The sequence below is a fragment of the Streptococcus sanguinis genome, from assembly GCF_003943655.1.
Taxonomy (GTDB): Bacteria; Bacillota; Bacilli; order Lactobacillales; family Streptococcaceae; genus Streptococcus; species Streptococcus sanguinis_F.
This window is the reverse complement of record NZ_RJMM01000013.1, coordinates 1-20,628: the sequence shown is the minus strand read 5'-3', so window position 1 is coordinate 20,628 and position 20,628 is coordinate 1. Positions and strand designations below refer to the sequence as shown.

Annotated in this window: 17 protein-coding genes and 1 pseudogene; all 18 read right to left on the bottom strand. The window is 44.5% G+C overall.

The window, feature by feature from the left end:
• Positions 1 to 4: 4 nt before the first annotated feature.
• Positions 5 to 1,411, bottom strand: a complete 1,407-nt coding sequence (gene atpD, locus D8886_RS06695) for a F0F1 ATP synthase subunit beta (RefSeq protein ID WP_002895993.1) — start codon at positions 1,409 to 1,411, stop codon at positions 5 to 7.
• A 38-nt stretch (positions 1,412 to 1,449) separates the two neighbouring features.
• A complete protein-coding gene (locus D8886_RS06690; protein WP_002895995.1) occupies positions 1,450 to 2,331 on the bottom strand; it encodes a F0F1 ATP synthase subunit gamma in 882 nt (293 codons plus the stop codon).
• Between the two features lie 15 nt (positions 2,332 to 2,346).
• Entirely contained in the window at positions 2,347 to 3,852 is a 1,506-nt protein-coding gene (atpA, locus tag D8886_RS06685) for a F0F1 ATP synthase subunit alpha (RefSeq protein WP_002895997.1), read from the bottom strand.
• Between the two features lie 15 nt (positions 3,853 to 3,867).
• Entirely contained in the window at positions 3,868 to 4,404 is a 537-nt protein-coding gene (locus D8886_RS06680) for a F0F1 ATP synthase subunit delta (protein WP_002904151.1), read from the bottom strand.
• Positions 4,404 to 4,898, bottom strand: a complete 495-nt coding sequence (gene atpF / locus D8886_RS06675; RefSeq protein ID WP_125434739.1) for a F0F1 ATP synthase subunit B — start codon at positions 4,896 to 4,898, stop codon at positions 4,404 to 4,406. The genes D8886_RS06680 and atpF overlap by 1 nt, the downstream gene beginning before the upstream one ends.
• An 18-nt stretch (positions 4,899 to 4,916) precedes the next feature.
• Positions 4,917 to 5,633: a F0F1 ATP synthase subunit A gene (gene atpB, locus D8886_RS06670; RefSeq protein ID WP_125434737.1), complete on the bottom strand. Its 717-nt coding sequence runs from the start codon at positions 5,631 to 5,633 to the stop codon at positions 4,917 to 4,919.
• A gap of 35 nt (positions 5,634 to 5,668) precedes the next feature.
• Positions 5,669 to 5,869 (bottom strand): F0F1 ATP synthase subunit C, encoded by a 201-nt coding sequence (locus D8886_RS06665; RefSeq protein WP_002897908.1) that lies wholly within the window; start codon positions 5,867 to 5,869, stop codon positions 5,669 to 5,671.
• Between the two features lie 263 nt (positions 5,870 to 6,132).
• The gene (manA, locus tag D8886_RS06660) at positions 6,133 to 7,074 is read right to left on the bottom strand and encodes a mannose-6-phosphate isomerase, class I (RefSeq protein WP_125434735.1); all 942 of its coding nucleotides are present in this window, start codon (positions 7,072 to 7,074) and stop codon (positions 6,133 to 6,135) included.
• A gap of 125 nt (positions 7,075 to 7,199) precedes the next feature.
• Positions 7,200 to 7,700: a phosphatase PAP2 family protein gene (locus D8886_RS06655; protein ID WP_125434733.1), complete on the bottom strand. Its 501-nt coding sequence runs from the start codon at positions 7,698 to 7,700 to the stop codon at positions 7,200 to 7,202.
• A 142-nt stretch (positions 7,701 to 7,842) separates the two neighbouring features.
• Positions 7,843 to 10,239: a glycogen/starch/alpha-glucan phosphorylase gene (locus tag D8886_RS06650; protein WP_125434731.1), complete on the bottom strand. Its 2,397-nt coding sequence runs from the start codon at positions 10,237 to 10,239 to the stop codon at positions 7,843 to 7,845.
• Between the two features lie 213 nt (positions 10,240 to 10,452).
• Positions 10,453 to 11,883 (bottom strand): glycogen synthase GlgA, encoded by a 1,431-nt coding sequence (gene glgA / locus D8886_RS06645; protein WP_125434729.1) that lies wholly within the window; start codon positions 11,881 to 11,883, stop codon positions 10,453 to 10,455.
• Positions 11,880 to 13,019, bottom strand: a complete 1,140-nt coding sequence (glgD, locus tag D8886_RS06640) for a glucose-1-phosphate adenylyltransferase subunit GlgD (RefSeq protein ID WP_125434727.1) — start codon at positions 13,017 to 13,019, stop codon at positions 11,880 to 11,882. Before glgD ends, glgA begins: the two co-directional genes overlap by 4 nt.
• Entirely contained in the window at positions 13,009 to 14,151 is a 1,143-nt protein-coding gene (locus tag D8886_RS06635; RefSeq protein WP_002904142.1) for a glucose-1-phosphate adenylyltransferase, read from the bottom strand. The genes glgD and D8886_RS06635 overlap by 11 nt, the downstream gene beginning before the upstream one ends.
• Before the next feature lie 6 nt (positions 14,152 to 14,157).
• The gene (gene glgB / locus D8886_RS06630; RefSeq protein ID WP_125434725.1) at positions 14,158 to 16,068 is read right to left on the bottom strand and encodes a 1,4-alpha-glucan branching protein GlgB; all 1,911 of its coding nucleotides are present in this window, start codon (positions 16,066 to 16,068) and stop codon (positions 14,158 to 14,160) included.
• 386 nt (positions 16,069 to 16,454) lie between these two features.
• Positions 16,455 to 17,879 (bottom strand): NADP-dependent glyceraldehyde-3-phosphate dehydrogenase, encoded by a 1,425-nt coding sequence (locus D8886_RS06625; RefSeq protein ID WP_125434723.1) that lies wholly within the window; start codon positions 17,877 to 17,879, stop codon positions 16,455 to 16,457.
• A 232-nt stretch (positions 17,880 to 18,111) separates the two neighbouring features.
• Entirely contained in the window at positions 18,112 to 19,845 is a 1,734-nt protein-coding gene (gene ptsP, locus D8886_RS06620; RefSeq protein WP_002900755.1) for a phosphoenolpyruvate--protein phosphotransferase, read from the bottom strand.
• Between the two features lies 1 nt (position 19,846).
• Complete coding sequence (locus D8886_RS06615; RefSeq protein ID WP_002929889.1) at positions 19,847 to 20,110, bottom strand: phosphocarrier protein HPr; 264 nt, start codon at positions 20,108 to 20,110, stop codon at positions 19,847 to 19,849.
• A 190-nt stretch (positions 20,111 to 20,300) separates the two neighbouring features.
• A pseudogene (locus D8886_RS06610) lies at positions 20,301 to 20,628 on the bottom strand (TetR/AcrR family transcriptional regulator); the annotation flags it as partial.

Here is a 20,628-nt window from a genome sequence, read left to right as displayed (position 1 = left end):
CCTCTTAGAATCCCATTTTCTCAGCCTTGGCCAATACATCCTCGATGGAGCCTACACCACGGAAGGCATCTTCCGGCAGCTTATCATGCTTACCTTCAAGGATTTCCTTGAAGCCACGAACCGTTTCAGCTACTGGTACATAAGAGCCAGGCTGGCCGGTAAACTGCTCTGCCACATTGAAGTTCTGTGATAGGAAGAACTGGATCCGCCGCGCACGTGCAACCAAAGTCTTCTCATCATCTGACAACTCATCCATACCAAGGATAGCAATGATATCTTGCAATTCATGATAACGTTGCAAGACCCGCTTAACCTCTGCTGCCACTGCATAGTGCTCTTCTCCGACAATCTCTGGTGAAAGGGCACGAGAGCTGGAAGCGAGTGGATCCACGGCTGGATAAATCCCCAGCTGAACCAATTTCCGTTCTAGGTTGGTCGTAGAGTCCAAGTGAGCAAAAGCTGTCGCTGGTGCTGGGTCAGTATAGTCATCGGCTGGCACATAAATAGCCTGAATTGAAGTAACGGAACCTTTCTTGGTTGAGGTAATCCGTTCTTGTAACTGTCCCATTTCTGTCGCAAGTGTTGGTTGGTAACCAACGGCTGACGGCATGCGGCCCAATAGGGCAGACACTTCCGAACCAGCCTGCGTAAAGCGGAAGATGTTGTCAATAAAGAGCAGCACGTCCTGGCCTTCCACATCACGGAAATATTCCGCGATAGTCAGTCCGGTAAGAGCAACCCGCATCCGAGCTCCTGGCGGTTCATTCATCTGACCAAAGACCATAGCCGTCTTTTCGATAACGCCAGACTCTTTCATTTCCCAGTAGAGGTCATTCCCTTCACGCGTCCGTTCACCAACACCCGTAAAGACAGAAATCCCCCCGTGTTCTTGGGCAATATTGTGAATCAATTCCTGAATCAGGACTGTTTTCCCTACTCCGGCACCGCCAAAGAGACCAACTTTCCCACCTTTCAGATAAGGTGCCAGAAGGTCGATAACCTTGATCCCTGTTTCCAGTATTTCCGATGAAGTCGATAGTTCATCAAAGGTCGGTGCCTTTTTATGAATCGGCTGGCGCTCTGCATCTTCTGCAAAAGGCGCATCCAAGTCAATAGTATCCCCAAGGACATTGAACACCCGGCCCAGAGTTTCCTTGCCGACCGGCACAGAAATCGGACGACCAGTATCTAAGACCTCTAAACCACGCGTCAAACCATCGGTCGACTCCATGGCAATGGTCCGCACCACACCGTCACCAAGCTCAAGAGCTACTTCAAGGACGATTTTTGATTTTTTCTCATCATTTTTATAGACTACAAGTGCATTATTTATCTCAGGTAGCTTGTCTCCGGCAGCAAACGCAACGTCTACGACCGGCCCGATAACCTGAGCAATTTTGCCTGAGCTCATGTTTTTTCCCTCGTTTAATTTCTAATTCATTTGTGGCCTTATTCCAGGGCACTTGCACCCGCCACGATTTCAGTAATTTCCTGCGTAATGGCAGCCTGCCGAGCGCGGTTGTACTGAATAGTCAAATCACTGATGACTTTTTTAGCATTGTCTGTCGCTGTCTGCATAGCAGTCATACCAGCAGCATTCTCAGCTGTTTTGGCATCAATAATGGCACCGTAAATCATACTCTCCGCAAACTGGGGCAGCAGTTGGTCCAAGATAGAATCCCGACTGGACTCCAGTTCCAGATTCAGCGTATAATCTTCATCAGCTTCATTAGGGTCCAAGTCAATGATTGGCAGCATCTGCTCCACCCGCATCTGACTGGTCAGACTGTTGACATGGTGGTTATAGCAGACATAGAGCTCATCGAAGAGCTCATTCTGATACATCTCAATGGTCTTGCTAATGATTTTACGAACCTCATCAAAACTAGGCTGGTCGGCTAGACCACGCAGCTCATAAACTGGCTGAATGCCCCGAGCTCGGAAGAAATCAGCACCGACACTTCCGATACAGATGACTTCAAAGTCCTCTCCCGTCGGATGGTACTCAGCTTTCAGCTCCATCAAAGCCTTGAGAATGGTCGCATTATAGCCGCCAACCAGACCGCGGTCAGAAGTAATGACGATATAGGCTGATTTCTTAACTGGCCGACTGATTAACATCGAGTGATGACGGGCATTTTCTGCCTCGTGGCCATGCAGCATATCCGTAACTAACTTACGCACTTTCTGGGCATAGACCTGAAAGTTCTTAGCTGCTTCCTCAGACTTTCCCAGCTTAGCAGCAGAAACCATCTGCATGGCATTGGTGATTTGACTGGTGTTTTTCGTGGACGCAATTTTATTTTTAATATCATTTAATGAAACTGCCATCTGACACCTCGATTCTTATTTGAAGCTAGACTGGTCAATAAACTCAGTAATGGCAGCATCCAAGACTTCCTCACTTGGAAGGTCTTTCGTTGTCCGAATGGTTTCATAAATGCTTTCTTGATGTGCATCAAAGTAGGCAAATAATTCTGACTCAAAGCGCAGAATATCATCTACTGGCACACTGTCTAAGAAACCATGGGTCAAAGCATAGAGAATCACGACCTGCTTTTCAACCGGCAGCGGCTCATGAATCGGCTGTTTCAAGACTTCTACAGTCCTACGACCACGATTGAGCTTGGCCTGCGTTGCCGCATCCAAATCACTACCAAACTTAGTAAATGCCTCAAGCTCCCGATAAGAAGCCAAGTCGATACGCAGGGTTCCAGCTACTTTCTTCATAGCCTTGATTTGGGCAGAGCCCCCAACCCGTGATACAGAAGAACCTGCGTCAATGGCTGGACGTACCCCAGCATTGAACAGGCTGTCGCTGAGGAAAATTTGTCCATCAGTGATTGAAATCACGTTGGTCGCGATATAGGCTGAAATATCTCCTGCCTGCGTTTCAATAAATGGCAGAGCTGTTATCGAACCACCGCCCAACTCATCAGAAACCTTGGCTGAACGCTCCAAGAGACGGCTATGCAGATAGAAAACATCCCCTGGAAAGGCCTCACGGCCTGGCGGACGACGGAGCAAGAGGGACAGTTCACGGTAGGCTACCGCCTGCTTGGACAAGTCATCATAGACAATCAAAACATGCTTGCCATTATACATGAACTCTTCTGCCATCGCTACACCAGCATAAGGCGCCAAGAAAAGCAAAGGCGACGGCTGTGAAGCAGAGGCTGTCACGACAATCGTATAATCCAAAGCACCATACTGACGGAGCGTTTCCACCTGAGTACGGACTGTAGATTCTTTCTGACCAATCGCCACATAGATACAAATCATATCCTGACCTTTCTGGTTCAGGATAGCATCAATAGCAATGGTCGTCTTCCCAGTCTGACGGTCCCCGATAATCAGCTCCCGCTGGCCACGGCCAATCGGAACCAAGGCATCAATTGCCTTGAGACCTGTCTGCAAAGGCTCAGATACTGACTTACGCTGCATGACACCCGGAGCCGGCGTTTCAACTGGACGTGTCTTGTCCGTGACAATATCACCAAGTCCATCAACAGGACGCCCCAGCGGATCAACAACCCGTCCAATCAAGGCCTCGCCCACAGGAACTTCCATGATTTTACCAGTCCGACGAATGGTATCTCCCTCACGAATGTCTGTAAAGTCTCCCAAGATGATAATCCCAACATCGGTTGACTCTAAATTTTGCGCCATACCATAAGAGCCATTTTCAAAGATTAAGAGCTCTCCGCTCATAGCCTTATCCAGACCATGAGCACGCGCGATTCCATCACCAATATAAGTGACGACCCCTGTTTCTGTGACGTCAAAATTTGGCTGGAAATTTTCAATTTGTTGCTTAATTAAAGCGCTGATTTCTTGTGCGTTAATCGCCAAAATTCACACCACTTTCTATTTCAATTTTTCTTTTACGACTTGCAATTGACGTTTTATACTTGCATCAATTGTTTTGTTATTGGCAGAGATGACAAAGCCGCCAATCAAGCTGCTGTCCAATTCTTCCTTGAGCGAGCGGACCTTTAGGCCCATCTTCTGCTCAATAATCGGCCGAATCTTCTCCTTCTGACTGGCTGTCAAAGGCTGAACAGAGCGCAGCGTCACCTCAAACTCATTGCTGATCTTTTCAAGCTGGTGCTGACTCTCCAGCACAATCTCATAAAAGAGGTCCTCACGATGATTGAGAATGACAATTTCAATCAGATTATCAAGCAATTGCGAACCTGAGTTTTGAAAGAGTCTCAGACTCTTCTCTTTCTCATGGTCACTGATGCCGATATGTGACAAAAAGTCAGCAAGGCCGGTCTCCGCGAAAACAGCCTTAATCTGACTCAGTTTTTCAAAAACATCTTCTTGCTGACCTTTTTCAAAGACCGTCTGAACAAAAGGCAAAGCATATTTCTCAATGATTGCATATTGCTTCTTATCCATCAGGCATCTCCTAACTGTTTGATATAGCGGTCAATGAGATCGCTCTGAGCTTCCTTGTCTAGCTCCTGACTCAGAATCTTACTAGCCAGAGTCACTGTCAAGTCAGCCACTTCTCCTTTGATGCTACTCATAGCCTCTGCCTTGTTTTGGGCAATTTCCTGATTCGCTTTAACCTTCAGACGTCCTGCTTCTTCTGCTGCATTAGCTAGGATTCCAGCCTTGTTCTTCTCAGCTGTCTCCTTAGCTGTCTCAACAATAGCAACTGCTTCCGCACGACTTCCTGCCAGAGCTTCCTCGCGCTTTTGCGCTAAATCTTCTGCCTTTTTGCGAGCAGATTCTGCTCCATCAATATCGTCTGAAATCTTTTGAGCACGCTGGTCTAAAATCCCGATAATATTGCCCCAAGCAAACTTCTTAATGAGAAATACTAAAAGAAGAAAGGAGCCGGCAATCAGGATAAAGTTGCCAATAATTTCACCTATGGTTATATTCATTTTATCTATCCTTTCTTTTTATTCTTCCCCACCATTAATCTTTTTACCAAGATACATAGATGTTAGCATGGTAAAAACATAGGCTTGGATACAGGAAATAAAGATGGAAAAACCAGTCCAAACCATGTTCATAATAAAGGCAATCGGATACCAATAAGCCGCTTGATTTGCCCACATGAGGAGCAAACCAGCCAGTACTTCACCTGCAAAAATGTTTCCATAAATCCGCAAGGCTAGAGAAGCAAAATTGGTAAATTCTTCCAAGATATTCATGGGTGTCATGATACCCGGAGTCACAAAACCTTTTAGATATCCTTTTATCCCTTGACGTCGGACTCCTTCCACATGACAGAAAATCGTCACCAAAAGAGAGAATCCCAAGTCAAAAGCCAGATTAGCTGTTGGCGATGTCCAGAGATTGAAACCATTGGTTGTCTGAACCTTAGCCATCAATCCCAAGTTATTCGCCACAGCCACGAAAAGAAAGAGGGAGAATAGAAAAAGCGAGTAATTCTTCATATAATGCTCGCCAACGTTTCCCTTGGTAAAATCAATGACAAAATCATAGATATATTCCAAAGCATTCTGCTTTCTTGACGGCTTAATCGTCATCTTTCGACTTGCCCAATAAACAAGTCCAAAAGTTACAAACACCGTCAGCAGAGTCATGGCCAGCAGGGTCAAATCAAAGGTCACAGGACCGACATTGATAGTTGGATTGATACTTTCTTCCAACAGATGACACCCCCTTTTCTAAAGAGAATTCTTTCTTATTTGATAACAAAGGCCATAGCCAGCGTTACAAAGAAAGTACCTTCGACAAAGGCAATTCCCAAGATTAGGAGGCTTCTCAATTGACCAATCATTTCTGGCTGACGAGACGCTGCCTTAAATAAATTACTCATAATCAAACCTTCAGCAATTGATACGCCAAAGCAGGCAAAACAAAGTCCTAAATATGTTAAATTCATGATGACTTCTCCTTAATATTTTTAAATTACTTCCTTAGTTTACTCCTAAAATATCGAATAGTCAATCTTTTACACACTTGTAAGCGTTTTTTATTTTTTTCTTTTGTTATATAAAATTTTTTACCAAAAGCAATTAAATAATTATCAACATACAAACTATTCTGCTATATAAATAAGAAGAAACTGTCTAGAATTTTACTTATTTCCGATATTTTTAAAAGAAAAAAGAGCAAAGTGATTATTTGCTCTTGATTTTTCTACGATTATGGATGGCTGACAATCAGCTGCAAATCTCCAGACAAGGTCCATTCTGTGACATCGCTTGGCAGGATGAAATGCTCCCCTTTTTCAAGTGCGTAGACAGCTCCATCAACTTCCAGCTCACCAAGACCTTCCAAGACACTGACCAAGCTATAATCTGCTGTCTTTTTAAAATTAACTGAACCGGCAATATCCCACTTGTAAACAGCAAAGAAGTCATTGGCCACTAAAAGAGTAGAAGTCAAACTATCTGCCTGAATGGTAACAGGACGGCTATTAGCAGGCTTACCAATAGTCAAAACATCAATAGACTGCTCCAAATGCAGCTCGCGAAGATTGCCAGCATCGTCCTTGCGATCAAAGTCATACACACGATAGGTTGTGTCACTGGACTGCTGAGTTTCCAAAATCAGGATCCCTGAGCCAATAGCATGCATGGTGCCACTTGGTACATAGAAGAAATCACCAGCCTTGACCGGAATTTTGGTCAGGAGACGGTCCCAGTCTTTGCTCTCAATCTGCTGGCGCAGCTCTTCCTTGCTCTTTGCATTGTGACCATAGATAATCTCTGCTCCTTCGTCTGCAGCAATGACATACCAGCATTCAGTCTTACCAAGCTCCCCTTCGTGCTCCAGTCCATAGGCATCATCAGGATGGACCTGAACACTGAGCCAGTCATTGGCATCTAAAATCTTGGTCAAAAGTGGAAAGACAGGTTCCGAACGATTGCCAAAAAGTTCACGGTGCTCGGCATAGAGCGCATCTAACTTCTGACCGGCAAATCGTCCGTTCTTGACGGTTGACACACCATTGGGATGAGCCGAGATAGCCCAGTACTCCCCTACATGGTCGCTGGGAATTTCATAGCCAAAGACATCGCGCAGCTTGGTGCCGCCCCAGATCTTTTCCTGCATCACAGACTGTAGAAATAATGGTTCTGACATAGTATTCTCCTTAAATATTTTTTACATCCAGCAAGGAATAGCCCTTGGTGTCGAAACGGTTGTTGCTGCTTCTATTATAATATAGCTGGAGGTTCTTTGTCTACTCTCTGCCGAAAACAGGTCCTTTATAATAAAAAGAGTAAAGCTCCCCAGCAAATGCCGCAAAGATAGCCGACCAGCACATCCTTTGGATAGTGCACTCCGCCAATCACGCGCACTGCGGCCAGCCCTACTGAAAGCAAGAGGCAGAAGAGTCCCGGCAACCAGAAAAAGTAGAGCAGGCACATGGAAATCACTGTCGCCGAAAAGACATGGCGGCTGGGCATGGACTTGCCTGATGTATCCTTGGCCAACAAGGGCTGAATTGGCCATTTTTCGTAAGGGCGTGGCTGATTCAGCCGTTTACGAATAGCTGACAACAGACCGAATCCGATAGCTGGTAAGAAGAAAAAAGTAAGCAGCCCTTTCCAGCCTTCCGTCAGAAAAGAACTGATTAGAACGAGACCATAAACAATAGGTATGAACAGGGTCATTCCCCTATTAAAGTAAACCAGCCCCTTCAGCCACTGAGGACGACTGCTAAAGGGAGCTATTAATTGTTGATAAAAAATGGTGTAGTCTTTCATGCTTGCTTACCCTGCTTTTCTAAAAGTTGAACTCTCATACTTTCTCTACTATAGCATATTTCTAGACAAGATGGTAGATAGATAGCAAAAGAGACCGAGACCCAAGCCCCAATCTCTTATTGTTCATGTTTTCTGAAGAGGATTATTTCTCCAAGTTCCAGATTTCCTTAGCATATTGCTCAATGGTATCATCTGAGGTAAACTTGTCAGATGTAGCGATGTTGATTAAACTCATGCGGGCCCATTTTTCTTTATCACGATAGAGAGCATCAATCTTCTCTTGAGCTTCTACATAGGCATGGAAGTCTTCCAAGAGGAAGTATTCATCATTGTGGGTGATGAGGGCCTCGTAGATTTCAGAGCCTTCTTCACGGACGTTTGGAATGGTACCATTGACAAAGGTATCGACCACTCGGCGAATGTCTGGATTGCTCTCATAGACACCGCGTGAGTAGTAATCGTGGCGGGCATAGTGCTCATAAACTTGGTCCTTGTCCATCCCAAAGATGACAATATTGTCGTCACCGACCTCGTCCTTGATTTCGATATTGGCTCCGTCCAGAGTAGCCAAGGTAATGGCACCTGTCATCATGAACTTCATGTTGGAAGTACCAGAAGCTTCCTTGGAAGCCAGAGAAATCTGCTCTGATACATCCGCAGCTGGAATGATGAGCTCAGCCAGGCTGACGCGGTAGTTTTCCAAGAAGACAACCTTGAGTTTTCCTTGCAGGCTTTCATCCTTGTTGACCAGATTGGCTACTTCATTAATCAGCTTGATAACCGACTTGGCAAAGTGGTAGCCTGGAGCAGCCTTGGCACCGAAAATAAAGACACGTGGCACCATATCCTTATCAGGATTGTCCTTGAGGTCCCAGTAAAGCTTGATGATATGAAGCAGGTTGAGCAGCTGACGCTTATAAGCGTGGAGGCGTTTCACCTGCACATCAAAGATGGCTTCTGTAGAAACTTCTACTCCTGTTGATTCCTTGATGAAGTCAGCCAGTCGAGCCTTAGCTTCTTGCTTCACTCGATAGAAATCGCCCAGCACTTGCGGATCATCCTTGAATTCCAAGAGCTTGCGCAGCTCATGGATATCACTTCTCCAGCCCTGACCAATCAGCTTATCAATCTCAGCCGATAAAGGCTCATCCGCAATTTGCAGCCAGCGGCGCTGGATAATCCCATTGGTCTTGTTATTAAACTTCTCTGGGTAAATGCTATAGAAATCACGCAAAGTATCTTCTTTGAGCAGTTCGGTGTGAAGTTTGGCAACCCCATTGATTGAGTGACCGCCAATAATAGCCAAGTGGGCCATGTGGATTTGATTATCCTTGACAATCCGAGTGTTTTCGATGACTTGCGGATCAAGGCCACGCCCAGCCATTTCAGCTACATAGCGGTTGTCAATCTCTAAGATAATCTGATAAACCCGCGGCAGGACATTCTTAAAGAGCTCTGCATCCCATTTTTCCAAGGCTTCAGACAGAATGGTGTGGTTGGTGTAGCTCATGGTTTTAACCGTAGCATTCCAAGCATCAGCCCATTCCAGATCATACTCATCCATCAAGAGACGCATAAATTCGGCCGGTGCAACCGCTGGGTGGGTATCGTTGATATGGACAGAGACCTTCTCATGAATATCCTTGAGCGGACGACCTTGCTTGAGGTAGGATTTGATAATGGTCTGCAGACCTGCACTGGTCATGAAGTATTCCTGGATCAAGCGCAGCTCTTTTCCTTCGTAGCTAGAGTCGTCTGGATAGAGAATGGCAGTGATATCTTGCACCCGGCGACGAGCTTCAATGGTCGGATAGTCCAGTTCATGCTCTTCTGGAATTTCAACATCCCAAAGCCGGAGATTGTTGACATTGTCATTGCCAAAGCCAATCTGTGGCACATCGTAAGGAACGGCCCGCAAGATTTTGGAATTCTCATAAAGAGGCACAATCCGACCTTTTTCATTGGCATGGAGGGAGACATTTCCGAAAATTTTAACATCGACAATATCATGGTCCTTACGGGTTTCCCAGACATTGCCCAGACTGCCAAACCAAGCATCAGGAATTTCTACCTGATAGCCATCAACGATGCGTTGCTTAAAGAGTCCATAGCGATAGCGAATCCCATTTCCAAATCCTGGATAGCCAGTGGTTGCCAGCGAGTCCATAAAGGCAGCCGCCAAGCGGCCCAGACCACCATTCCCCAAGGCCATATCATACTCAGCATTCTTAACATCCTCAAAGTCAACGCCCAACTCGGCAAAGCCTTCCTTGACCGTATCAAGGATACCTAAGTTGAGCAGATTAGTTTCCAGCATGCGTCCTGGAAGAAACTCGATAGAAAAGTAATAAGCTGTCTTTTGCTGCTGCTCAATCAACTGATTGCGGCGCTCCAGCCAAAGGGGCGTGATATACTTGCGGACAGTGCTGGCCAGAGCCTGAAACAGCTCCACTGAAGTCGCATCAGCAACCTTAATCAGCTGTCTTTCATGTAGAATATCCTTAAAATCTCGAATAAAACGTTCTTTTGTCAGTTCCATGGTGGGTGGTTATCTCCCTTTCTTGATAGCGGGAAACAGTTTTTAAACGCAGGAATACTTTTTCAATCAAGATGTGAAACTCTCGCTTCAGCCACAAGCTAAAAACAGAGCTCCAAAACAGTATGATAATATATAAAAATGTAATTCTCACGGAAATCCTCCCTTGTCCCATGGACAAGAGAGGATTTGTTTACACTGATTCCGAAGTAAATGTTATAGAAGTGATTGATATAAATCACTGTAAGCCTGGCTGGCTGTATCCCAAGAGAAGTCTCTCTCCATGGCCTGCTCTTGCAGAGATTTCCAAGCTTCCTTGTCATCGGCATAAAGCCTGAGTGCTTCCTTGAAGGTCCAAGTCAGCCAGTAGCCAGAAAAGTTATTAAAGCTAAAGCCAGTTCCCTGTCCTGTATAGGCATTGTAAGGCTCTACGGTATCACGCAGACCGCCCACTTCATGCACCAAAGGCAAGGTTCCGTAGCGCATAGCCATCATTTGTGACAGGCCACAAGGCTCGAAGCGGCTTGGCATGAGGAAAATATCGCTGGCAGCATAGATCTCCTGAGCCAAGGTCACATCAAAGAGGATGTTAGCTGAAAGCTTATCAGGATAGGCATGACCAAACCAAGCGAAAGCCTGCTCAAAAACTGGATCGCCTGTTCCCAAGAGGATAATCTGCACATCTTCCTGGAGGAGATTGTGCAGCTCTTCCACTACCAAATCAAAGCCTTTCTGACGCGTCAGGCGGGAAACAATCCCAACCACTGGCACATCGTCACGCACAGGCAGACCAACTCGCTCTTGCAAAGCCCGCTTGTTTTCTAGTTTACCAGATAAGTCAGATTTGTCAAAGTGGTGGGCTAAGAGTGGATCCGTTTCTGGATTATAGATATCTGTATCGATACCGTTGACAATTCCGACCAGCTTACCGGACTCCATCCGCAGGATTTGATCCAAATTACAGCCAAATTCTGGTGTACGGATTTCACCTGCATAGCTTGGTGATACAGTTGTCACTCGATCAGCATAGAGAATACCAGCCTTCATCCAGTTGAGACAGTCATTCCAACGCAGGGTTCCGTCTGCATAGCGCTCATAGCCCACTCCAAACAGTTCCCAAAGCATGCTGTCAGGGAATTGACCTTGGAACTCCAGATTATGGATAGTTAAGACAGTCTTGATATTCTGATATGCTTGAATCCAATGGTATTTTTCCTTAACCAAGAAAGGAATCATAGCTGTATGATAATCGTGAACATGCAGAACATCCGGAATGAAATCAATCCGCTCCATCAACTCTACGGCTGCTAACTGGAAGTAGGCAAAACGCTCACCATCATCAAAATCCCCGTAAACATGGCCGCGGAAGAAATAATGCTGATTGTCAATAAAATAGAAGGACACACCGTTCAAGACCAGTCGCTTGACCCCAACGTACTGGCGGCGCCAGCCAACGCTGACTTCAAAGTAGAAAAGGTCTTCCACTTGGTCGCCAAATTTGGCATGGGTCATATCATAGTAAGGCAGAATAACACCAACTTCATGGCCAGCCTTGACCAGTGATTTGGGGAGAGCGCCGATAACGTCTCCCAAACCACCTGTCTTAGAAAATGGGGCTCCTTCTGCTGCTGCAAATAAAATCTTCATCGAATTATGTCCTCTGTAACTTTTTGGCCCTTCTTGACTACGATTGGGTCTTCTGCTGTTCCGCGAATCACCACTCCTTCAGCAATTTCAACTCCCTTGTCCACAATCGCGTACTCAACACTTGCATTTTCTCCAACTTTCACTCGAGGGAAGAGAACACTGGATTTAACACTGCTTCCAGTCTTAATCTTGGTATTCCGCGAAATCACAGAATTGATAACTTCACCTTCCACAATGCTTCCTGACGCAAATTGGGAGCGAGCTACTTTCGAAGACTCAGCATAGTAAGTTGGCTCCTCATTCTTAACCTTGGTGTAAATCTTTTGGTTAGGACTGAAAAGAGAGTAGAATTTCTTGCTTTCAAGCATATCAATGTTGGAACGGTAGTAGGTCTCTACAGAATAGATATTAGCTAGATAGCCTGTATATTCGTAGGCAAATGCCCCTTCCTGAGTTGCTAAATCACGCAGGACATAGCGCAGTTTTTGCGGATGCTCTTTCTTAGCTTCTTCTTCCAGCTTTTCAATCAGCCATGGAGTATCTACCACAAAGATGTCTGTAGACATATTGAAGAGCTCAGTATCTTCTCGACCATCAAAGAGTTTATGTCCTCTGACATGGTCCGTCTCGTCAATATCTAGGACAGCGTTCACATCCGAAATATTTTCCTTATGCAATTTCTTGTAGACAACTGTAATCGGCTGCTCTGTTGTATTGTGCAAATGGAAAACTTGATTGAGGTCAATATTAACCAGGATATCGCAGTTAAGTGCAACCGTTTGGTTGGAACCAGAACGTTTGAGGTAGGTCAAAAGCTGGTCATAGTATTCCTCACCGACTGTAGAACTTTCTACACGGGTATTGTAGATTCCCAAGTAATAGTGGCTGAGCAAAGTAGATAGACCCCACTCACGACCGGAACGAATATGGTCAAAGACAGAGCTGATATTGTCCTGTTGGAAGATACCAAAGACACTGCGGATACCAGCATTGGCAAGACTTGAAAGCGGGAAGTCAATCAAGCGGTATTTCCCACCGAATGGCAAGCTGGCTACTGGACGATGATTTGTCAGAGTTGACATATCATGGAAGCCTACTGTGTTTCCTAAAATTGCTGAGTATTTATCAATCTTCATCTTTTGGTACCCCCACTTTCTCGTTGTATCCGACAACATATACTTCCTCTGTACCATCAATCTCTACACCATCAGAGATGATCGCACCTTCGCCGATAATGGCCCGCTTGATCTTAGCGTCTTTGCCAATAACAGCTCCACTCATGATGACAGAGTCTTCAATGACTGCACCCTTTTTGACCTGAGCACCAGTAGAAAGGATAGAGTGTTTTACTGTACCGTCAACGAAACATCCATCAACGACCAGCGAGTCTTCCACGTGGGAATTTTCACTGATGAAGTTTGGTGGAGAAATCAAGTTGCGAGAATAAATTTTCCATCGACGATTGCGGCTATCCAGAGCATTTTCTGGGCTGATGTATTCCATGTTGGCTTCCCAGAGAGACTCTACTGTACCAACGTCTTTCCAATAGCCTGCAAAGTCATAAGCATAAACGCTTTCGCCAGATTCAAGGTAGTTAGGGATAACATTCTTACCAAAGTCAGACATATCCACATTGCTCTTTTCAGCAGCTACCAGCATATTGCGCAGACGCTGCCAGTCAAAGATATAAATCCCCATAGAAGCCTTGGTGGACTTAGGATTTTCTGGTTTTTCTTCAAATTCAACAATCCGATTATTAGCATCTGTATTCATGATACCAAAACGGCTGGCTTCTTTGAGAGGCACATCCAGAACGGCAACTGTCAAGCTGGCATTGTTGTCCTTGTGAGATTGAAGCATGTCATCATAGTCCATCTTATAGATATGGTCCCCAGACAAAATCAGGACATACTCAGGATTGATGCTGTCGATATAGTCGATATTTTGATAAATCGCATGGCTGGTACCTTCAAACCAACGATTTCCTTCGCTCGCAGAATAAGGCTGAAGAATGGACACGCCTGAGTTTATACCATCGAGACCCCAGCTAGAACCATTTCCGATATGACTGTTCAGAGCTAGTGGTTGGTATTGAGTAATGACACCGACATTGTGAATACCGGAGTTGGCACAGTTAGACAAGGCGAAGTCAATAATACGATAGCGACCGCCAAACTGTACCGCAGGTTTTGCGATACTCTGTGTGAGCTTTCCAAGACGAGTTCCTTGCCCGCCGGCAAGAATCAAAGCTAGCATTTCATTCTTCATAGACTACTACTCCTTTGTGGAATCTTTTTTAACATTTTTGCGAGCAATCCGACGCTTGATCTTCCAGATGCTGGCCCCAAGAGCCGGCAAGGTAAAGGTCAAGGTCTGTGGATAATCTTTCCAAAGTCCTTCTTGAGACTGAACTGTTTCGTTATGTTCCTTCCAAACACCTCCCCATTCTTCTAATTCCGTGTTCCATACTTCTTCATAAATGGCTTCCACTGGAACACCGATGGTAAAGTTCTTCCGCTCTACCGGCGCCATATTGAATACACAAACTAACATATCTCCTTTTTCCGTCTTACGGATGAAGGAGAGGACACTTTGATCGGTGTTATCCGCATCTATAATTTCGATACCATCGTAGCTCAGATCAATTTCCCAAAGCGGACGATTGTCTTTATAGAAGGCATTGAGTGCAGCAGTAAAGCCCTGCATCTTCTTGTTCATCTGATCGTCCAGATTAGACCATTCTAGCTGCTCTTCTGACTTCCATTCTAGGAACTGACCAAATTCCGAGCCCATAAAGAGTAGTTTCTTGCCCGGATGACAGATCTGATAGGTCAGCAAGTTGCGGAGCCCCGCAAATTGATTGTAACGGTCACCCCACATCTTGTGCATGAGACTCTTCTTGCCATGAACCACTTCATCATGCGAGAATGGCAGGAGGAAGTTTTCAGAGAAAGCGTACATAAAGCTGAAGGTCACTAGATTAAAATCGTACTTACGATAAATCGGATCTTCTTCGTAGAAGCGAAGGATATCATTCATCCAGCCCATATTCCACTTGTAGTCAAATCCAAGACCACCCAGCTCTCTCATACCAGTAATCTTGGTTTCTGAGGAGCTTTCCTCTGCAATCATCATGACATCAGGATGAGCTAATTTGATAACCGTATTGAGACGCTGCAGGAAGTAATAGCCTTCATAGTTGCGATTGCCGCCATCTTTATTTGGCTGCCATGGACCACTGTCATAGTCCAGATAGAGCATATTGCTGACCGCATCAACCCGAATCCCATCCAGATGATAAAAATCAATCCAAAATTTAATACTGGAAATCAAGAAAGACTGAACTTGATTCTTGCCCAAATCAAAGTTGAGAGCTCCCCATCCATAGTTATGAGCCCGGTCGTGATCCTGATACTCGAAAGTCGGTGTCCCATCATAGTAGGCCAAAGCATCATCATTAATAGTGAAGTGACCTGGTACCCAGTCCACAATGACACCGATATTGTTCAAGTGACATTCTTCAACGAAGTCTTGAAATTCCTCTGGTGTTCCATAGGTATGCTCAAAGGCGAAGTAGCCCATAAGCTGATAGCCCCAGCTAAGTCCCAGCGGATGAGCCATAAGCGGCATGAATTCCACATGTGTGTAGTTCATCTCCACCAGATAAGGAATCAAGTCTTCTTTTAACTGGGCAAAGCTATAAGGACTGCCGTCTTCATTGCGTTTCCACGAGCCGGCATGCACTTCATAGATATTGACTGGCCGAGAGAAGAAACCCCAACGCTTCCGGCGTGCCAGCCAAAGACCATCTTTCCACTTCTTCTCAGGAATAGTGCGAATAACTGCTCCCGTGCCCGGACGCTCTTCCATATAGATAGCCAGCGGATCAATTTTCAAAATTTCCTGACCACTGCTGCGCTTGATATTGTACTTGTAAATATCTCCTTCCTTAGGCAGTTCTGTGAAGACTTCCCAAACGCCCGCTTCATTTCGGACCATAGGGATCTGCTCTTCATACCAATTGGTGAAATCTCCAATCAAATGGACACTCTGAGCATTAGGCGCCCAAACGCGGAAAGAATAGCCAGACTTGCCGTCCACTTCATCCTGATGCGCCCCTAGATAATGCTGTAAATGAAAGTTTTCACCTGTTGTAAAGGTTCTTAATGCTTCGTTCTTATCCATGCGATCACCTTTCTATTTGTAAGCGTTTTCTATAATACTATTCTACATTATTTTTATATCTTTTTCAAGTAAATTTCAAATATCCTTACGGAAAATTACCAGAACCGAACATTAGCTGAAATTAGTAATAAATAAGATAGAAACCACTGCATTTTGTGCCTATCGATATCTTTTAATTCCTTTTTCGCTAAATATAGGAGCTATCCCAAACAAGCAGAGGATGAAAATTTTCATAAAGATATAGACCAATATGTAAATTTACATTTTAAAATAATAAGCACTTAAAAATATAAATAGTTGGTTCCTTTTCAAATAGTTCGATAACTTTGTTAGATTTACAAGTTCATCAAGGTAAGAAAAAAGGCCGCACAAAGCCGCCTTTCTCATTATTTCACATCAAACACGATGGATTTCACTTGTGTCATGGCTTCGATACTGTAACGAATCCCTTGCACTCCAGCTCCAGATCCCTTAACACCAAGGAATGGGAAGTTATCTGGGCCGCGTTGGGTCTTATTATTGATATGTACAGTACCCACTTCCAGTTTTTCAGCAATTTCAAATGCTTTCGGGAAATCATTTGTAAAGACTGAAGATTGAAGACCAAATTCTGACTGGTTACAGATTTGGATAGCCTCTTCAACGGAAGTCACACGAATAATCGGAAGAACAGGACCAAATGGCTCTTCCCAAGCTACTTTCATATCCAGTGTCACATGGTCAAACAAGGCAGGCCAGATGAGATTTGCTTCACGTTTGATTTCTGTCAGGGCTGACGCTCCTTTTTCTTGAGCATCTTCAATCAAGCCCCAGATGAAATCTGCTGATGCATTATCAATGACTGGTGTGATATCCGCATTATCAAAGGGATCACCAACCGTCAGTTTCTCTACCTCTGCCTTAATCAGCGCTGCCAATTTATCTGCTACGCTCTCCATAACAATAACACGTTTAATAGCCGTACAGCGCTGGCCGGAATAACTGTATGCCCCACCAACAATCTGCTTAGCTGCATGCTCTAAGTCAGCATCTTCCAGCACGACTGCAGCATCCTTACCACCCAATTCTAACATAATGGGACGCATGCCAGCCAACTTACCGATGCGTTCACCGATTGGAGTGGAGCCAGTAAAGTTAATGTAGTTTACTTCCTTATGCTCAATGATGTAGTCCCCGATTTCTGAACCGCGGCCAGTGATGGTATTGAAAACACCAGCAGGCAGACCTGCCTCAGCAAAAGCCTGAGCCAAGAGCAAACCAGAGATTGAACCTTGAGTAGGTGGCTTAAACATCACGACATTTCCGCCGATAAGGGCAGGAGCAATCTTAGAAGCTGACAGATTAACTGGATAGTTGAATGGCGCAATAGCCAATACAACTCCTACAGGCTCACGGCGGACCACAGCCAGTTTTTTCTTGCTGGCAGCTTCAAAGCCACCGCCTTCCATAACCTGACCGTGAATACGAATCCCCTCTTCAGCCGCATAGCGAATCAAGTCTGCTGTCCGGACTACCTCTCCGACTGCCGCTTTGATCCCCTTGGCAACTTCTTTAGCAAGGATTTCACCAATCTTCTCCTGATCACGCTCCAAAATATCCGCAACCTTATGCAAATAAGCTGCACGTTCAACTGCTGAAAGAGCTCTCCAAGCTGGCAAAGCCGCACGAGCGCTCGCCATAGCATAGTCAACCTCTGCCTGAGTCATAGCAGGAACAGTTCCTAAAGTCTCATTATTGATGGGAGATGAAATGGCAATTTCATTTTCAGAAACTTTCCACTCTCCATTTACATAGTTTTTATATTGTGTCACGTGTCCCCTCCAAAATTTTATTAAATATTATTTTACCAAATTTTCTGAAAATTTCAACTAAAATCCGTAAATTTAAGGAATTTTTTCACAAATTAAATAGATAATCTTAGTTTGTTCATATTCTACTTGCTTATTTGCAATTTTTTCTTTGGTTTCCACTTTTTGCTCCCTCTTACTATGAAGCTACAACAAAAAAAGACCAGGAAATTTTTCCTGATCTTAATTTTTCAGATTAATCGAAGTCAAGATATTCTTTTTCAAGCTCAAGAACTTCTTCCATCGTTGCACATTCAGTCAGTGCACGCTGAGCCAGTTCTTGCATCTTCTTCGTATCCAGCTTCTTCATGAGGCTACGAGTCCGAAGAACAGAAGTCGCACTCATAGAGAATTCATCCAAGCCCATACCTACGAGCAATGGTACCGCTGTTTGGTCGCCGGCCATTTCTCCACACATACCTGCCCACTTGCCTTCAGCATGAGCTGCCTTGATAACATTGTTGATCAAGCGAAGGATAGATGGGTTGTAAGGTTGATAGAGGTAAGAGACTTGCTCATTCATCCGGTCAGCTGCCATAGTGTACTGGATCAAGTCGTTGGTACCGATAGAGAAGAAGTCTACTTCCTTAGCAAATTGATCCGCCAGCATAGCTGCTGCTGGAATTTCAATCATGATACCCACTTGGATATTGTCTGCTACTGCAACGCCTTCAGCCTGCAGCTTAGCTTTCTCTTCGTCATAAACCGCTTTAGCTTTGCGGAATTCTGTCAGAAGGGCTACCATTGGGAACATGATGCGCAATTGTCCATGTACAGAAGCACGCAAGAGAGCGCGAATTTGTGTACGGAACATAGCATCGCCAGTTTCAGAGATAGAAATACGCAAAGCACGGAAACCAAGGAATGGGTTCATTTCATGCGGCATATCGAAGTAAGGAAGCTCCTTATCTCCACCGATGTCCATAGTACGAACAACAACTGGTTTTCCATTCATTCCTTCAAGTACAGCCTTGTAAGCTTCATACTGCTCATCTTCTGTCGGGAAGTCTTGAGAATCCATATAAAGGAACTCAGTCCGATAAAGTCCAACTGCTTCTGCACCGTTAGCATTGACACCTTCAACGTCTTTTGGCGTACCGATATTGGCAGCCAATTCGAAGTGCTTGCCATCTGCAGTCACAGTCTGAGCATCTTTAAGCAATTCCCATTCAGCTTTTTGCTTAGCATAAGCCTCACCAGCTGCCTTGAATGCTGCGATTTGCTCTTCAGTTGGGTTGATAATCACTTCACCAGTGATACCGTTAGCTGCAATCACATCGCCGTCTTTTACAAGCTCAGTAATGTTATTAGTTCCCAATACTGCTGCGATTTCAAGCGTACGCGCCATGATAGCAGAGTGGCTTGTCCGGCCGCCGATATTGGTTACAAAAGCTTTAACAAATTTCTTGTCCAGCTGTGCAGTATCAGAAGGAGTCAAGTCATGAGCAATGACAACTGATTCTTCATTGATAGACGCTGGGTTTGGCAATTTCTTGCCCAAAAGGTTAGCAAGAACACGTTTTGTCACGTCGCGGATATCAGCCGCACGTTCCTGCATGTATGGATTGTCGTCCATGTTTTCAAAGAGAGTGATAAACATGTCCGTTACTTCTTTCAGACCAGCTTCTGCATTGGTCTTTTTCGCACGGATTGTTTCTTTGATTTGCCCAACCATTTCAGGGTCAGCAAGTACCATTAAGTGAGCGTCAAATACCTGAGCGGCTTCCTCACCAAGGCTATCTACTGCTTTCTCACGGATAACAGAAAGCTCGTTCTGTGAAGCTTCAAGAGCTGCATCCAAACGAGCCTCTTCTGCATTCGTATCTTCGACTGAAACAGTCTCAAATGATAAATCCGGTTGAACTAATAGATATGCCTTAGCAACGGCAACACCGTCAGATGCTGCAATTCCTTTAAGCATTTCTGTCATATTAAGCCAATCCTTCTTTTTCCATTGTTTCGGAGATTGCAGCGATGGCATCGTCTGCATCTGCACCTTCAGCTGAGATAACTACGTCTGCACCTTGACCTACACCAAGACTCATAACACCCATAATTGATTTCAGGTTTACTGATTTACCTTTGTATTCAAGCGTGATGTCTGAAGCGAATTTGCTAGCAGTTTGAACCAACAAAGTTGCTGGACGTGCGTGAATACCTGTTTCTGCTACAATGTGGAAATCTTTAGAAGCCATAGTTAGACTCTCCTTTTAAATAATTCTTTTTGAGTTATTGTGATAACCCTTACAAGTTGATATTATATCACCTTTTGAAATCTTTTTCAAGAATTTTATGGCTCGCTTACAAAATATTTCTTAGGAAATGAAAGCACTTCTTATTATATTGAAGGTGGAATTTCCAAGCCAAAGCCCCATCTTTCAGCTTTTATTCAAAAATGACTTCCACCAAATTTTCAATCATAAAATCAAAAACTTGTTCAATATCAACAGGTAACTGATCCTTATGTGTAATGGTAGACATAGTTGCAAATAAAACGGAAATAGCTAAATCCTTATCAATCTTTAAACTTAGAAAAGACTGAGAAAAAATTTCTTCATTCAGACGAGCCGTTTGAGCATCAATTTCGTGTCGCTGTTCAAGACTAAGTTTATTATTAAAGTTTAAGTAATCAGGATTCTTTGTATCAAAGACAAATGTACTTTTTTCATACTCTTTAAAGACTGCCTTCAAAGCTTTAGACAGCCCCTCCTTT

Bases quoted from the DNA above. Each gene is read 5' to 3' on its own strand.
- atpD (WP_002895993.1), bottom strand. From the start codon at position 1,411: ATGAGCTCAGGCAAAATTGCTCAGGTTATCGGGCCGGTCGTAGACGTT.
- D8886_RS06690 (WP_002895995.1), bottom strand. From the start codon at position 2,331: ATGGCAGTTTCATTAAATGATATTAAAAATAAAATTGCGTCCACGAAA.
- D8886_RS06680 (WP_002904151.1), bottom strand. From the start codon at position 4,404: ATGGATAAGAAGCAATATGCAATCATTGAGAAATATGCTTTGCCTTTT.
- atpF (WP_125434739.1), bottom strand. From the start codon at position 4,898: ATGAATATAACCATAGGTGAAATTATTGGCAACTTTATCCTGATTGCC.
- D8886_RS06665 (WP_002897908.1), bottom strand. From the start codon at position 5,869: ATGAATTTAACATATTTAGGACTTTGTTTTGCCTGCTTTGGCGTATCA.
- manA (WP_125434735.1), bottom strand. From the start codon at position 7,074: ATGTCAGAACCATTATTTCTACAGTCTGTGATGCAGGAAAAGATCTGG.
- D8886_RS06655 (WP_125434733.1), bottom strand. From the start codon at position 7,700: ATGAAAGACTACACCATTTTTTATCAACAATTAATAGCTCCCTTTAGC.
- D8886_RS06650 (WP_125434731.1), bottom strand. From the start codon at position 10,239: ATGGAACTGACAAAAGAACGTTTTATTCGAGATTTTAAGGATATTCTA.
- glgA (WP_125434729.1), bottom strand. From the start codon at position 11,883: ATGAAGATTTTATTTGCAGCAGCAGAAGGAGCCCCATTTTCTAAGACA.
- glgD (WP_125434727.1), bottom strand. From the start codon at position 13,019: ATGAAGATTGATAAATACTCAGCAATTTTAGGAAACACAGTAGGCTTC.
- D8886_RS06635 (WP_002904142.1), bottom strand. From the start codon at position 14,151: ATGAAGAATGAAATGCTAGCTTTGATTCTTGCCGGCGGGCAAGGAACT.
- glgB (WP_125434725.1), bottom strand. From the start codon at position 16,068: ATGGATAAGAACGAAGCATTAAGAACCTTTACAACAGGTGAAAACTTT.
- ptsP (WP_002900755.1), bottom strand. From the start codon at position 19,845: ATGACAGAAATGCTTAAAGGAATTGCAGCATCTGACGGTGTTGCCGTT.
- D8886_RS06615 (WP_002929889.1), bottom strand. From the start codon at position 20,110: ATGGCTTCTAAAGATTTCCACATTGTAGCAGAAACAGGTATTCACGCA.